Origin of the sequence: uncultured Dokdonia sp. (assembly GCF_947492815.1) — a bacterium.
In the GTDB taxonomy this organism is placed as follows: domain Bacteria; phylum Bacteroidota; class Bacteroidia; order Flavobacteriales; family Flavobacteriaceae; genus Dokdonia.
This window is the reverse complement of sequence record NZ_CANLOB010000001.1, coordinates 375,579-391,280: the sequence shown is the minus strand read 5'-3', so window position 1 is coordinate 391,280 and position 15,702 is coordinate 375,579. Positions and strand designations below refer to the sequence as shown.

Sequence of the window (15,702 nt, the reverse complement as noted above, 5' to 3'; positions counted from 1 at the left end):
TATGTCCTACCTCAAATTTGCCTAAAATTTTTCGTCATGCAAAAAACAATGAGAAGACACGATTTAGACTGGTTACGAGTTTTGGTATTTGGGTTATTGATCATATATCATGTAGGGATGTTTTTCGTTCCATGGGGTTGGCACATAAAGAATGCTGTTATCTATGATGATTTACGATGGCCTATGATTTTTATCAATCAATGGCGCTTGCCAATTCTCTTTGTTATTTCAGGGATGGGAACCTATTATGCCCTTTCCAAAAGGAATTTACGTCAATTCAATATAGAACGAAGTTTGCGTTTAGGAATTCCTCTACTGTTTGGAATGCTTGTTATTGTCCCTCCTCAAGTCTATTTTGAACGTATAGCAAACGAACAATTCTTAGGTTCTTACTGGGATTATTATACTTCTATTTCCTTTTCGAGAGGCACGTATCCGGAAGGCAATATTAGTTGGCATCATCTATGGTTTCTACCATACTTACTACTATTCTCTATCGTATTGTCACCTTTATTTATTTACCTGAAGAGAACAAAAACTCGTTTTATAGAGTGGGTTAAGCGTCTTATTTCTAATTGGTACGGTTTTTACCTTTTTGTTTTTCCTCTATTTTTGGCAGAAGCATTTATAGAACCTTTCTTTCCTACAACACATGCCCTTATAGGAGATTGGTTTACGATCACATATTATATTCTATTGTTTTTTTATGGCTTTATACTTATTGCTACGGGCACTATTTTTTGGAATGCCTTAGTGAAAGTAAGAAAGAAGGCATTACTAATAGGTTGTATTTCATTTACGTTATTGATTCTTCGTTGGCTGTTTATTGAAGCCGATGATTGGCCGCAGCATTTGGCTGAAGCATTCTTGAAAATAATTAATGTTTGGTCGTGGATTTTGGTGCTCTTTGCATATGCGGCACAATATTTAAATAAACCAAGTAAATACCTTCAATATGCAAATCGTGCAGTATACCCTTTTTATATTTTACATCAAACAATTACTGTTATTCTAGGATATTATTTGATGGATCAGGATTGGAGCTTTATAGTAAAAGGGGGTATTATGGTAGTAGGTACTTTTTTAATAAGCTGGTTTATTTACGATTTGATTATTTTACGTATTCCTATGTTTTACCCTTTATTTGGTTTAAAGAACCGAAAGAAAATGCCATAAATGTTTTAGTAGGTGCAGATTAAAAAGAATACTTAGCAGAAAGAATTAAATTACGACCTGCCGCCGAAATTCCTGAAGCATAGGTCCTGTAACGTTGATCTGTTATATTTTCTAGGTTTCCTGTAAAGTGCCAATGATCGTTTAATCTGAATTGGCTAGATAAGTTTAGCGTATACCATTTAGGTGAAAATGGATTTCCATCTGCATCTACTGCAAATAGTTCTGGACTATCGCTTACTTCTGGAGATAAATCTTGAAAATCCAAAGCGCCATTATAGTTTACAAACGCATTTAAAGTCCATTTGTCTTTTTTCCAGATAAGATGTGTGTTCCCAAATGTAGGAGAAACGTGTCTTACTGGGAGTAATGATCCATCTTCTTCTTCTTGCTCACCTCTGGTGATATTAAATTGAGAAGTGACATTAAAGTTATAAGGTAGTTTGATGTCTATGCCGGCTTCAAATCCCCATACTTGTGCTGTGCCTGCATTTTGGATAGCTTCTATGTTAACGGTTTCTCCTTCAAATTCTATCGTTGAAGAGCCGTTAAGGGTAAAGTCTCTACGTACTAATGCATTTTCTAATTGAGAGTAATATACATTAGCATCAAAAGTTACCACATTACTAAAGTTAAGTACCGTACCTATTTCTGCATTATAAGCATATTCTGCTTTTAAATCAGGATTTGGAATGATGAGGTCTCCATCACCACTATCAAATACTTTTCCTATATCATCAATATTAGGAGCTCTAAATGCAGTAGATAAGTTGGTTTTAAGAAGAACTGTTTTAGAAAGTTGGTAATTAAGTCCTGCACTTCCTGTAACATTTCCAAAATTAACACGAGACTTTTCAAAGGGAAAATTAAAAAACTGGTTGTTACCTCTAAAATCTGTAAAAATAAAGAGTTGGTTATAACGCAAACCTGAGTTTAATTTTAGTTTTGAACTAAGATCAAATTGACCACTTACATAGGCAGCAAGTGATTGCCATTCGGAGCCATCAGGATAACGGGTGTCCGTAAGTTCAAAAAGACCTGTTTCTATATCTGTGATAGAACCATTTGAATTTATGTAATTGTAAACATATTCAAGACCATAGTTAAATTTAGTCTTTCTATTTTTTAAAGCTTTTTCAAAATCTAAGGCCCCAGAGAGTGCATTTACACGTTCTGTTCGGGTGCGAAGACCTGTTCTTCCTACACGTCTATCGTTTCTACTTTCTTCAGAGTTTTGAAAAGCAATAGTACCTTGCACTCTATCATACCAAGGACCTCTACCTTCTTTATTTACTTGTAAACTGGCTAAGAGCCATTTTTGAGGCCCATAAAACCACTGTGCAGATCGCAAATTTCCATCATCATCTCTTTGTGTAAGTCTATCATAACGATCATAATTTGAAGTAGTCGCGTACGAAACATTGAAGTTAAAATCCCAAGTGTTATTAGGAACATAGCGAACTTTCTGCATAAAATTATAACTGCTATAGCCAGTACTTACTTGTTGTAAAGGATCATCATTTTGTAGGACAACATCTTCTCCGTCAATACGACGTATAAATTCGTTACGTAAAAAGGCATCTGGGCCATGACTTCCTTGTCTTTGATCTCCATAATCAGAATAACTTGCACTGGTAAGAAATGCCCATTTTTTAGAACCTAAATTAAAATCAAAATGCCCAGTTTTTTCATTATTTGAAGTACTATAACGAGCAAGTGCATTTCCAGAAACCGTAAATCCTAGTGTGTCTGTTTTGGAAAGCGTTGGTTTTTTAGTGTAAAAATTTAAAACACCTCCCACGGCATCACTCCCATATACGACAGATCCAGGACCTAAAATTACTTCTGTTCTTTCTAAAGCAAAAGGATCGATAGATATAATATTTTGGACATTCCCACCTCTAAAAATGGCAGTGTTAAAACGGATGCCATCTAGGGTAATCAAAAGCCTATTGGTAGAATATCCTCTTATGGAAGGGCTTCCTCCTCCTAATTGGCTTTTTTGAACAAAAACTTGACCGCTAGTTTGTAGTAAATCTGCAGCAGTTTGTGGATTGTATAATTCAATATCTTCTTTAGAAAAACCAACAATCTTTTGAGGTATTTCACTTTTCTTTTGACCAAATTTTGATACAGATAAAACGATCTCGCCCAATGTGTTTTCTAACTTTCTTAAAAAGACATTATTTCCATAGGCAATTATTTGGGCTTTTGTGAGTATAACTTGTTGATGTGCTACCTCAGAGAAGATGATTTTTTCTGCTTTCGCGAAAGCGGAAATATCTGCCTTCCCATCAAAATCAGTAATGGTACTTACACTCTTATCTTCATTGTAAATAGCCACGCTAATAATGGGTTCTCTGGTATCTATATCAAGAACAGTGATTTGTTGTGCTTGCGATGCTATTGTTATCAATAAAAATAGAATAAATGTGTGGCGCATTTAGGTGAAAATTGAATTAAGCACAGCAAGTGAGCGGGGTTTTTTAAAACCGTGCAAATGTAACTCATAATACTGTAATAACATAGTGAGGAAATCACTACGTTGTTTTTGATTCAGCTTGATTTCTGGTAGTGTATCAAATTTTATGCCTAATAGCTCTTTTAGAATTTTTATTTGCTTACCACTTTGACAATAAATATTTATTTCTGAAGGTTCAAAGCTGCCTTCTATAAGGTTGAAATATTCATACTCAATATGAGTTTCATCAGGATAAAATCCAAGATACTGCGTAAGCTTTAATAAGAACAGAAGATGGAAATTTGCAATTGTATCATGAGTATCTAACCAAACGATAGCGGCAGCTAGAAAATCAAATAAGAAACTATTTTCTTCTTCTTCTATAATGACACTACGTAGCATGTCTGAAATAAAGAAGACTACTGCTGTTTTAGTAATGTCGGTATGTAAATTTCTAGATTGATAAGAAACCTTGGCTTCTCTTATGGTTTCTAAAGTTCCTTTGTCTTTATGATTTGCTTCTATTTCTAACTGCATAAGCGGTTGAAACATTGCTGTTCTGAGCTTTCCTTTCTTGGATTTTAAAATATTACGCAGTAGGTATGATTTGAGGCCACTACTTTTTGTATAGCATTTTACAATAAGATCTGCTTCACTATATTTTAGTGCTGAAATAACAATTGCTTGGGTAGTGATAAGCATTATCGTATGATCATCAGTTTGGCAATCTGTGTTTCTAATGCATCTGGACCAGTGATAAGGATAAGATATACACCAGAGGCTACGCGATGCCTTCCAAAGGCTCTGGTATCCCAAGTAATACTTCCTCCTACGGTATTTTCTTCATGAACAAGATTTCCAGTAAGATCTGTGATTTTTACATTCGTTCGGGCTGTAAGGCCTTCTATAGTTACCTCTCCACTAAAGGTGGGTCTTACAGGATTAGGATAGACAACTACCTCTTCTAAATTTTCTGTAGGTCCCGTATTAGACCCATCAAATGAAACGAGTCCTCGGAGTGTAGCAAAATAAACAGTGCCTGATTCTGGATCTAAGGCAATATCTTGAACATTATTAGAAGGTAACGGAGAGTTGTCTTCGGTAAAGTGCTGTAATGTCTCTTGTCCGCTTGGAGAAAATAGAAAAACACCAGAATCTACAGTAGAAATCCATTTGTTGTTGGCCCCATCTACTACAATTTCTGTTATAATCTGGTCATTCAATAATTCTTGAGGGATACCATCTTGTAAAATAATAATAGCATTGGTAGATACATTAGGTTCTGTAAAGATGGATGCGGGTGCAAATAGAACACGAAGCCCCCTTCGAGTACCAATCCATAAAGATCCGTTACGGTCTATAGTAAGTGCTCTAATATCGTCATTAGGAAGGTTTGCAGCACCTTCTTCTCCAGAAATACGTGCAAAACTTCCTGTATTGGGGTCATAACCTGCAACACCTTGGTTACTGGTTCCTATGTAAATCCTACCATCTCCTGCAATGGTAATATCATCAATACCATTTGCTTCTTCTACCAATGTAGGGAGATCATTTAAGAAATTGACAGTATTAAACTGACCTCCTGGAGAAAGTCTACTAAGAATATTAGGAACCCTAGAATTTGAAATCCATAAATTTCCTTCTCTGTCAAAAGCAGATCCATTTATTCTAACACTATTGTTATTTGCTCCAATACCTTCTAAAGGACTATTATTTTCATCAAATAGGACGGTAGGAATATCGTCATTAACTTCTAATAAACCACCTCCAAACGAACTTACAAATACTTGATTTGTATTTTGAGGGTTAATAGAGACAAAAGAGAGATCTCTAGCACCGAAAATACTATCTTCAGAAATATTATTCCACCCTGTTTCTGTGTTGAGGTGACTGATGCCTCTTCTTCTATTTCTAGGTGCATATGAAATGCTGTATTCACCATAAACAACCCATAATTCATTTACCGACGCACTAATATTGAATGGATTATTAAATAAAGGTCCATTGGGAAGTATTTGCGATACTTCATTTCCATTAAGAGGGACTCTGATTACCCCAGCACCTAGAGTTGAAATAAATAGCGATCCATTTAAAATAACAGAAGCGCTATACGGATCATCAAAATCAGGTATGTTCGAAAATGAATTTGTAAGGGCACCATTTGTATTATATATAGATGCAGTGTTTTCTGTAACAACGCTTAATTCGATGCCGTTTGACTCAAGATCCTCTATAGGTTCCGAAAATGCCTGAAAAGGTGTGAAGTTTGTTCCTGTAGTAGATTGTAGTAATTGTGTTCCATTTGCTACATATATGGTATTATCAAGAGAAGAGATTGCTTGAAAAGAACCATTTAAAACGGTAGACCAATTATTAAAATCTATAATATTTGTATTATTTACGATAGCTCTTCGTACACCTCCTTCAGAACTAGACGCATAAATATAATCATCAAGAATAGTTGTTTGCGTGATATCCAATAAAGAACCATTATCTCCAATAAAGTAAGAGTCATCAAACTCTAATTGGCCTAAATCATATAAAGAAATACCAAATCCTGTAGAGATATATACAAATCCATTAAACTCAGAAAAGTGATTGATTCTTTTTGTATCTGGAGGAATAGAAACTCTATTAAATATGTCTACAACAGTGATTACATTTTCACTATTCGCTACAATAACATCGATAATGCCATTTTCATACCCTACTAAAAGTGTGTCAAATGCCTCACTATAATAAATAGATGAAATAATGTTTCCAGAAAGACCATTAATAGTGGATCTGGTTGTGATACTTCCATCAATTGTGGAAAAGATAAATACAGCGTTTTCAGAAGCGGCGTATATTCTTCCATTTCCTTCAGCAATATCACCTACTGAAGCAAAAGAAAAATAACCTGTCCATTCGTCAGAAAAATCCTGACCGTAAATGGGTAGGGAAAACAGGACTATTAAAAGTAGATAGAGTTGTTTCACGTGTTTTATTTCTTCTTTTTAAACCGTTCAAAAATACAATTATTGTCTTAGGGTTTAAATTAAGATAATGAGATAGTATGTTTTTTTACTTAAAGTGAAAATAGATTTAAAAAAAATAGGCGACACATGTCGCCTATTTATATCTATTATATATTCTTTAAAAGTTAGACAACACCTTGTGCCATCATTGCCTCTGCTACTTTTACAAAACCAGCAACATTGGCTCCTTTTACATAATCTACATACCCATCTTCCTGTGTTCCATAGGTTACACAAGCTTCATGAATGTCTAGCATGATGTTATGAAGTTTTTCGTCAACCTCCTTCGAAGTCCAATTGTATCTTAAACTGTTTTGTGACATTTCAAGACCTGAAGTTGCAACTCCTCCTGCATTAGAGGCTTTTCCAGGAGAAAATAAGATTTTTGCATCTTGGAACACTTCAATAGCTTTTGGTGTAGAAGGCATATTAGCTCCTTCTGCTACACAGATACATCCGTTTGCAATTAATGTTTTTGCAGCTTCGTGATCCAACTCATTTTGAGTTGCACAAGGGAGTGCGATATCACAGGTAATACCCCAAGGTTTTTGACCTTCGTGATACTCGGCAGATGGATATTTGTCTAAATATTCTTTTATTCTACCACGACGCTCATTTTTGATTTCCATCACATAAGCAAGTTTTTCTGCGTCAATACCTTCCTTGTCATATATAAAACCACTAGAATCTGATAGTGTTACTACTTTTCCTCCTAATTGCGTAGCTTTTTCTGTAGCATATTGAGCAACATTTCCAGATCCAGAAACAAGAACTGTTTTTCCTTCAAAAGATTGCCCTTTTGTTTTAAGCATACTTTGTGCAAAGTATACATCTCCATATCCAGTTGCTTCAGGTCGTATTAATGATCCTCCATATGAAAGACCTTTTCCAGTAAGTACTCCTGTAAATTCATTGCGTAATCTCTTGTACTGACCAAACATATATCCTATTTCACGGCCACCTACTCCTATATCTCCAGCAGGAACATCTGTGTTAGGTCCTATGTGGCGAGATAGTTCTGTCATAAAACTTTGACAAAAACGCATTACTTCTGCATCAGACTTTCCTTTTGGATTAAAGTCAGACCCTCCTTTTCCACCTCCCATAGGAAGTGTTGTAAGACTGTTTTTAAATACTTGTTCAAAACCTAAAAATTTAAGAATACTTAAGTTTACAGAAGGGTGAAAACGTAATCCTCCTTTGTAAGGACCTATTGCGCTATTAAATTCAACTCTATAACCACGGTTTACCTGGATCTCTCCATTATCATCCGTCCAAGGAACTCTAAATATAATAGTGCGCTCTGGCTCTACCATGCGCTCTAATAATTTTTTTCCTTGATATTTTGGGGTTGCTTCTATAAAAGGAATAACTGTTTCTGCAACTTCTTGAACAGCTTGCATGAATTCAGGTTCATTTTGATTACTTTTAGCAACATAATCGACAAATTTTTTAATGCTGTCTGACATATCTTTTGAGTATTAGATAATTTTAATCTTAAAAATGCGTTTTTAATAGGATGCAAATATAGCGTATCCTGAAAAATGAGTCGTTTTTTTTTCGAAATTCGTAAAAATAATGCGTTTTTTTCGAAATTTACTCTGTTTTTGGAAACCCAGTGGCTATAAAATTTCGCTGTTAACCTAGTTTTTATATATTTGTTGCTGTCTCAAATTACCTATTTTCATGAAAGCCAGATACCTACTCATGGCAATTATTTCATTTTGCTTTGCTCACCAGGAGCTAAAAGCGCAGTTAGGCTTTTCCCATGAAGTCGGCGTTATCACTGGTCCCGTAGCATTTCAATCTGATTTCGGATTGCGTAATAACTTCGATACAAACCGTGGAAATATCGGTTTTGGTATCGGAATTGTACATTATTTAAACTTCGCTTATAGAGCAGATTGTAACTGCTATTCTAGGGATACTTATTTCAATGACCACTTTAAAGTGAGAAATGAAATAGATTATCATGTCACAAATCTCGATCATTTTGGAGAAGAATCGGAAGATAACGATCTAGGAGGATTACAGCTTAGAGGACATAAAGGAAGAGCCAATGTCTTTGAGATTGGTTCTCAATTAGAATACTTTCCTATGAGTATTCGAGATTTTACAGCAGGTGCTTATAGAGTAGCCCCCTATGTGAGCCTCGGTGTTCATTTTGTATCATACGATCCTGAAGCTACTTCAGAGTTAGGAGATATTCAAGGGCAATTTATAAATCCTTTTAGCGGAGAGCTAGCTCCTACACTTTTTCAAGGCTTTTCTCAAGGAGAAGGGCAGAATAATAGTGGTATAGATGATAGACCAGGTTCTACTTGGGCAATTACTTGGAGTGCGGGTATTAGATATAAATTAGCACCTCTTAGTGATTTGGTGTTAGATGCTAGATGGCATTATTATACCTCAAACTGGGTAGATGGATTAAACCCAGATCCTAGACCCGTAAACCGAGCAAATGATTGGATTTTCTGGTTAAATGTAGGATATATCTATTATATAGAATAGTGTATACGCTTTCGCGAAAGCGTATAAAAGTATAAAACAAAAAATGGTTGCTAACTGTAGCAACCATTTTTTGTTTTATGATACTATAGAGATTAAGTTAGTGCTTGTGTAATATCTGCAATAAGATCATCTATATCTTCTATTCCAACACTTAATCGAATTAAGGAATCGGTAACACCTATTTTTTCACGTGCTGCTTTAGGAATTGATGCATGCGTCATAGAAGCAGGATGTCCTGCAAGAGATTCAACACCTCCAAGACTTTCAGCTAGTGTAAATACCTTTAGTCTTTCTATAACTTTTATAGCACCTTCATAAGAATCTTCTTTTGTGCTAAAAGAAATCATTCCTCCAAAATCATTCATTTGTTTTTTAGCAATGTGATGATTTGGGTGATCTTCAAATCCAGGCCAATATACTTTATCTACCTTGGGGTGTGTTTTTAAGAAATGCGCAATTGCTTTTCCGTTTTCGCAATGACGTTGCATACGCACATGCAATGTTTTAATACCTCTTAATGCAAGAAAACTATCTTGAGGACCGCAAATAGCACCACTAGCATTTTGAATAAAATATAGCTTTTTTGCAAGCTGTTCATTTTTAACAATAAGTGCTCCCATCACAAGATCACTATGTCCTCCTATATACTTTGTAGCACTATGCATCACGATATCTGCACCTAAATCTAATGGTTGTTGTAAATAAGGTGTTGCAAAAGTATTATCTACAGCAAGAAGAATATGGTGTTTTTTAGCTACTAAAGAAGCTGCTTTAATATCTATAATATTCATCATGGGATTTGTTGGGGTTTCTACCCATATGAGCTTTGTATTTTCATTGATGTAATGTTCTATGGCACTAGTGTTTTCCATACCCACAAAATGAAATTTGATACCAAAACCTTCAAATATCTTTTTGAAGATGCGATATGTTCCTCCATAAAGATCATTTGTAGATATAACTTCATCTCCAGGTTGTAAAAGCTTTAATATAGCGTCTATTGCAGCAAGACCAGAGCCAAAGGCAAGACCATGAGTTCCATTTTCAATACTAGCAAATGCATTTTCTAATGCATTTCTAGTTGGGTTGTGAGTCCTGCTGTATTCATATCCCTTATGGCCACCTGGAGTAGATTGCGCATAGGTGGAGGTTTGATATATAGGAGGCATTACGGCACCATAAGCTTTGTCTGGTTGCTGACCTCCATGTATTGTTTTGGTGTTGAATTTCATATGTGATGTATTAAGAAGACGAAGTGTATAGCTTTCTTCTTATTCAAAAATACGATTAAACACCTCTTTACACAAGGTGGTTGTTTTATAGATAACCCTAGTAGAAGTGTAAAACCTCATCATTACTATATTCAATATGGATTACCCGTTGTGCATTTTGAATAGATTTCTTGATTTTTTCCCCTCCCTGAAGGGTGAATCGAAGAAATCTTCATCACTTCCTTTAGGATTTGAGATATATAATGAAGATTAATAGGACAATTACTAGTTATTTTATCAAAATGCACAACGGGTTGGATTATATAATTATACGCTTTCGCGAAAGCGTATTTATGAAAACAATTTTTTAAATATATATGATGAAATTTAGGTCTCATTTTCTTTAACATGTCTGGATGAAAAAAATAGCAGAAACGCTTTTTCTGTGTTAATGTTGTGACTTTTTCTTAAAAATTTATGTTTTATAGCGATCAATAGGTGTCACTCATCGAAAATACGCTATATTTTTCTTAAAAAAGATTTAGAGTATTTATCTTTTAAGCCCGCATTTCTTGCGGTTTCACTTTAAAAATAAACCAAACATGAAAAAAATTACATTATTACTATGTCTTTTTGCCGCCGCGGCATTTGGGCAAAATCCTCTTACTCTTCAAGAGTATGTAGACGCTGGCCTGCAAAGAGAGGTAGCAACTATTGAAAAACCCGATGGATATATTGCTTCTGTTCAAGCTAAGGGAGCTAATGTAACTACATTTGATGACAGAGATGATTATTTAGCAAACTGTTCAGATGGAGCTATGCTAACACTAGAAGATTTTGCAGGAGGTCCTGGAGCTCTTATAGGGTGTGGAGAAATATTAAGCTCTGCAGGTGATACTTGTTATCCAGCTGGTGAATTACAAGAAGGGTTTGAGATTACTGCAAATACTCCTGGAAACGTAACTGTATATTTAGATCCAAATGATGGATTTGGAACGCTAGATCCAGCTGTAGGGTCTAACACGTTTACAGATTTTACAGTAATTAACTTTACAGGTGATGATGCTGTAACAAGTACAGGATTTGATTTATATTCACTTACAGGAGGATCAAGTGTTGATGTTAGAGTAATTGGGGAAGCAGGTTTAATAGACACTGTAACAGTAGATGTTACTACTACAGGACCAGTATTTGTTGGTATTTTAGCAGCAGAAACTATTGTAAGTGTAGAAATAGAAGATCTTACAGGAGCTAATGTGGAGCTTGTAGCTCAATTCTTATATGGTACTTGTGCGCCACCGCCACTTAATGATGATCCTGAAACGGCTGCAAGTTTAACAGTAGGATTAGTTTTTGAAGATTTCCCAGTGATTGCAGATAATACAGAAGCAACAGCAACTGCTATTGATGATCCATCTTGTGGAAACTTTACTGAGGCAGATTTATGGTATAGTATTGTGGTTCCTGAGAGTGGATCTGTTAGTGTAGAATCTCGAGAAGATGATGGTTCTATTACAGATACTGCTATAAGTATATATGAAGGAGAAATAGGAGCATTAGTTGAAGTAGTTTGTAATGATGATGGAGGAACTGGTTTGTTCTCATTAGCAGAATTAGAAGGTCGTACACCAGGAGAGGTACTTTATGCACGTGTATGGGAATGGAACGGAGGTTCTCTAGGAACTTTCCAGATGTCTGCATACGATACACCACCACCAACAAATGATGATCCAGAAGGAGCGATTACATTAATGGTAGGATCTGTGTTTACAGATTTTCCTGTAACAGCTTCTAACGTAAGTGCTACAGATACAGCAATAGATGACCCTTCTTGTGGGAACTATGGTGGAGCTGATGTATGGTTTAGCGTTGTAGTACCAAGTACGGGACAATTAAATGTTGAAACAGATACAGCTGGTGGTATTACTGATACTGGAATGTCAGTTTACAGTGGAGAAATAGGTGCTCTTGTAGAAGTATCTTGTAATGATGATGATGGAAACGGATTATTCTCTCTAATTGCTATTGACGATCCAGCATTAGCAGGTATGACATTATTTGTTCGTGTCTGGGAATGGGGAGGCGGAGGCTTCGGTCCTTTCCAAGTTGCTGCATATAGTGATTGTGCTGTAGATGCTGTTAGTATAGAAATTACAGGTTCTGGAAACACAGAAGCTAATATTTGTGTTGGTGATGATATGCCAGATCCAATTGACGTAACTATTGTTGGAGATCCTATCGGAACTAATAATGGATGGGTTATTACAGATAATGCCACAGGTGAAATCTTAGGATTACCTATGGCACCTCCATTTGATTTAGATGGTGTTGAGCCAGGAATATGTGCTGTATATTATATTCGTTACGAAGACGGACTAACAGGACTTGATATGGGATCTAACTTAGATGGTCTTGACGGATGTTTTGATCTTTCTAACCCAATTCTTATAGAAAGAGTTAATGAGGGTGGAGCTTGCTTAATGTGTGAGTATACACTTGAAATGAACGATTCATTTGGAGACGGATGGAATGGAGCTATTATGGATGTATTAGTAGATGGTGTTGTTGTATTAGACGATGTTACTCTAGAAGATGATCCTAATAATAATGGAGCACAAGGAGTTGTTACATTCCCAGTAAATAGTACTGCAGATGTTACTACTGTATTTGTTGATGGAGGAGGATTCCCAGGAGAGGTTTCTTACAGAATCTTAGATGCAGAAGGAAATGAAGTAGCAATAGGAGATGTAGAAAATGATATCCAGCCAAATACACTTACAGCTGATTGTCCTTCTTGTTTCGCACCAACAGACTTAATGGCGGCAAATGTTACAGATACATCTGCTGACTTAAGTTGGACAGATAATAATGACCCTACATCACCAGAATTTACAGTTGAGTGGGGACCAATTGGATTTGAATTAGGTACAGGTACCATGGAAACTGGAATTACAATGGCTTCATTTATGCTTACTGGATTAGATGCTGGTACAGAATATGAATTCTATGTTACAGCAAACTGTGCTGTAGATGATCCAAGTAATCCTACAGGACCAGTACCATTTGTAACAATGGCACCTCCAGGAGAATGTTCTTATACACTACAGATGAATGATTCATTTGGTGATGGATGGAACGGAGCTACTATAGATGTACTTAGAAATGGTATTCTTGCATTGAATGATGTTTCTTTAGATGACGATCCAAATAATGACGGAGCAATAGGTTCATTAACTTTTGAAATTAACCCAGGAGATGACATTACAACTGTGTTCGGAGAGCCAGGAGGATTCCCAGGAGAAATTACATATAGTATTTTAGATGCTAACTTTATTGAAGTAGCAACAGGAGATGTAGATAATAACATTGAAACTGGAACAATCACTGCAGACTGTCCTACATGTTTTGCACCGTTTGATCTAGCAGCTGGAAACTTTGCACCAGGATCTGCTGACATATCTTGGGCAATGTCAATGAATGCATTAGGATACAACTGGGAAATTCAAGATGTAGGAGTTCCTCAAGGAGATCCAGGGGCTATCGCTGTTGGAAATACACTTGTAGATACTTTTGATACTGCATTTGGACCATTTGTAGATGGAAACTTCTATACATTATACGTTCAAGCAGGATGTACTGTAGATGACTTTAGTATTTATAATTCAATAGATTTCTTATACTTCTTACCACCAGCAAACGATGATTGTGAAAATGCAATCGAAGTATTCTGTGGTGATATCGTATCTGGATCTACAGTAAATGCTAATGATTCTGGACAGAACCCATCTGGAGATGTATTCTATACATATGTAACACCTGAAACTGCACAAAATGTAACATTATCTTTATGTGACGGAACAACAGATTATGATTCGTTATTAAGAGTATTTGATGATGAATGTAACCTTGTAAATGAAATCGCTGTAAATGATGATTCTTGTGGATTACAATCAGAACTTACATTTACTGCTACAGTAGGAAGTTCTTATACTATCATGGTTGAAGGATTTGGAGCAGGTGTTGGTAACTTCACTATGGAAGTTACTTGTGAAGAAGCTCTATCTGTAGATGATAATACATTAGAAGGATTTAATTTCTTCCCTAACCCAGCACAAGATGTAATTAATCTTGATGCTAGAGCAGGAATTGAAAATGTAACAATGTTTAACCTATTAGGTCAAAAAGTACTTGAGCAGAGAGTAGATGGATTATCTACGTATCAACTAAATGTTAGTACAATGGCTAAAGGAACTTACTTAATGCAAGTAACTTCTAATGGTAAAGCAGGAGTATATAGAGTAATTAAGATGTAATACATATCTTAAAAACTTAAAAGAAGAAACCCATCACTTTTTAGTGATGGGTTTCTTATTTAATCATGTATCCCGTCTTGAAACAGAGATATGATAAATTGTAGTGAATTTCTACGAGTGTATTAAATAGCTTTTATTAATGCCAAAGCATATCCTAAATGCAATCCTTCATGAAAATTATTAAATGCAATAGCATCCTCAACCTTATGAAGTGTTCCTCCACTCGTGCTTAATGTATAGGTCTTAAAAGACTTGAAGAGACCATCTTTATAGTCTTTCTCTAGTTGGGCTATAGTAGAAAATAATAAAGATTTTATCTCATCTATTTCTTCTAGAGTTGCAACCTTTTCAGGCTTAGTACCTTTTTTGTAAAGGTCAATAATGTATTTTGGGACTTGGATTTCCTCTCCAGATAGTCCATATACTAACAATTGCTGTGTCGCTATACTGTGTCCAATATTCCAAAGAATATTATTGTTATAACCTTCAGGAATTTTATTAAGCTGTTCAGGGGTTAACTTCTCTATTAGATTGTGTAGTAATTGTCGGTTTTTTTGACAAATATCAAAGTCGTAAAGCATGGTGTGAATTTTTTATTAAAAGTAGTTTATTTCATAATAAATGAACGAATTTTGTGAGTGATAACTCATATAGCGATTTTATTGTGAAAAAAATTTACCATCTCTCTAGCTGTAATACTTGTCAACGTATTATTCAAGAAATTAGTCCAAGTAATGATGTACTATTACAAGACATAAAAACAGAAGCAATTACTAAAGAACAATTGGAAGCTATGCATGCTTTTACAGGAAGTTATGAAGCATTATTTAGTAAAAGAGCACAGTTATATCGTCAGCGTAATTTAAATGAACAAACACTGTCTGAAGAAGCGTATAAAGATCTTATTTTAGAACATTACACCTTCTTAAAACGTCCTGTGATGATTGTAGATGACGCTATTTTTGTCGGGAATAGTAAAAAAGTAGTAGCACAAGCCGTAGAAGCGTTTAAATAAT

At 35.4% G+C, this 15,702-nt stretch carries 10 protein-coding genes; 4 read left to right on the top strand and 6 right to left on the bottom strand.

Annotation, left to right across the window (positions count from 1 at the left end; translation table 11 throughout):
- Positions 1 to 36 precede the first annotated feature (36 nt).
- Positions 37 to 1,176, top strand: a complete 1,140-nt coding sequence (locus tag Q1A01_RS01990) for an acyltransferase family protein (protein WP_299675171.1) — start codon at positions 37 to 39, stop codon at positions 1,174 to 1,176.
- Between the two features lie 19 nt (positions 1,177 to 1,195).
- Here Q1A01_RS01990 and Q1A01_RS01985 read toward each other — a convergent pair whose 3' ends face one another.
- The 4 genes from Q1A01_RS01985 to gdhA form a co-directional block, all read right to left on the bottom strand.
- Positions 1,196 to 3,616, bottom strand: coding sequence for a TonB-dependent receptor (locus Q1A01_RS01985; RefSeq protein WP_299675168.1), 2,421 nt, complete (start codon positions 3,614 to 3,616; stop codon positions 1,196 to 1,198).
- A complete protein-coding gene (gene recO, locus Q1A01_RS01980) occupies positions 3,617 to 4,336 on the bottom strand; it encodes a DNA repair protein RecO (RefSeq protein WP_299675165.1) in 720 nt (239 codons plus the stop codon). It abuts the gene before it with no gap.
- The gene (locus tag Q1A01_RS01975) at positions 4,336 to 6,612 is read right to left on the bottom strand and encodes a two-component regulator propeller domain-containing protein (RefSeq protein WP_299675162.1); all 2,277 of its coding nucleotides are present in this window, start codon (positions 6,610 to 6,612) and stop codon (positions 4,336 to 4,338) included. The genes recO and Q1A01_RS01975 overlap by 1 nt, the downstream gene beginning before the upstream one ends.
- A 164-nt stretch (positions 6,613 to 6,776) precedes the next feature.
- Positions 6,777 to 8,120, bottom strand: a complete 1,344-nt coding sequence (gdhA, locus tag Q1A01_RS01970; protein WP_299675159.1) for an NADP-specific glutamate dehydrogenase — start codon at positions 8,118 to 8,120, stop codon at positions 6,777 to 6,779.
- A gap of 217 nt (positions 8,121 to 8,337) precedes the next feature.
- Between gdhA and Q1A01_RS01965 the strand changes: the two genes are divergently transcribed.
- Positions 8,338 to 9,162 carry a glutamate dehydrogenase gene (locus Q1A01_RS01965; protein WP_299675156.1) on the top strand — a complete coding sequence of 275 codons (825 nt, stop codon included), beginning with the start codon at positions 8,338 to 8,340 and terminating at the stop codon, positions 9,160 to 9,162.
- Between the two features lie 92 nt (positions 9,163 to 9,254).
- Here the strand turns inward: Q1A01_RS01965 and Q1A01_RS01960 are convergent, their stop codons facing one another.
- The gene (locus Q1A01_RS01960; protein WP_299675153.1) at positions 9,255 to 10,394 is read right to left on the bottom strand and encodes a cystathionine gamma-synthase; all 1,140 of its coding nucleotides are present in this window, start codon (positions 10,392 to 10,394) and stop codon (positions 9,255 to 9,257) included.
- 581 nt (positions 10,395 to 10,975) lie between these two features.
- Between Q1A01_RS01960 and Q1A01_RS01955 the strand changes: the two genes are divergently transcribed.
- Positions 10,976 to 14,686 carry a T9SS type A sorting domain-containing protein gene (locus Q1A01_RS01955; RefSeq protein WP_299675150.1) on the top strand — a complete coding sequence of 1,237 codons (3,711 nt, stop codon included), beginning with the start codon at positions 10,976 to 10,978 and terminating at the stop codon, positions 14,684 to 14,686.
- Between the two features lie 122 nt (positions 14,687 to 14,808).
- Here the strand turns inward: Q1A01_RS01955 and Q1A01_RS01950 are convergent, their stop codons facing one another.
- Complete coding sequence (locus Q1A01_RS01950; RefSeq protein ID WP_299675147.1) at positions 14,809 to 15,267, bottom strand: DinB family protein; 459 nt, start codon at positions 15,265 to 15,267, stop codon at positions 14,809 to 14,811.
- Positions 15,268 to 15,350: 83 nt separating this feature from the next.
- Between Q1A01_RS01950 and Q1A01_RS01945 the strand changes: the two genes are divergently transcribed.
- Positions 15,351 to 15,701: an ArsC/Spx/MgsR family protein gene (locus Q1A01_RS01945; protein WP_299675144.1), complete on the top strand. Its 351-nt coding sequence runs from the start codon at positions 15,351 to 15,353 to the stop codon at positions 15,699 to 15,701.
- The last annotated feature ends 1 nt before the right edge of the window (position 15,702 follow it).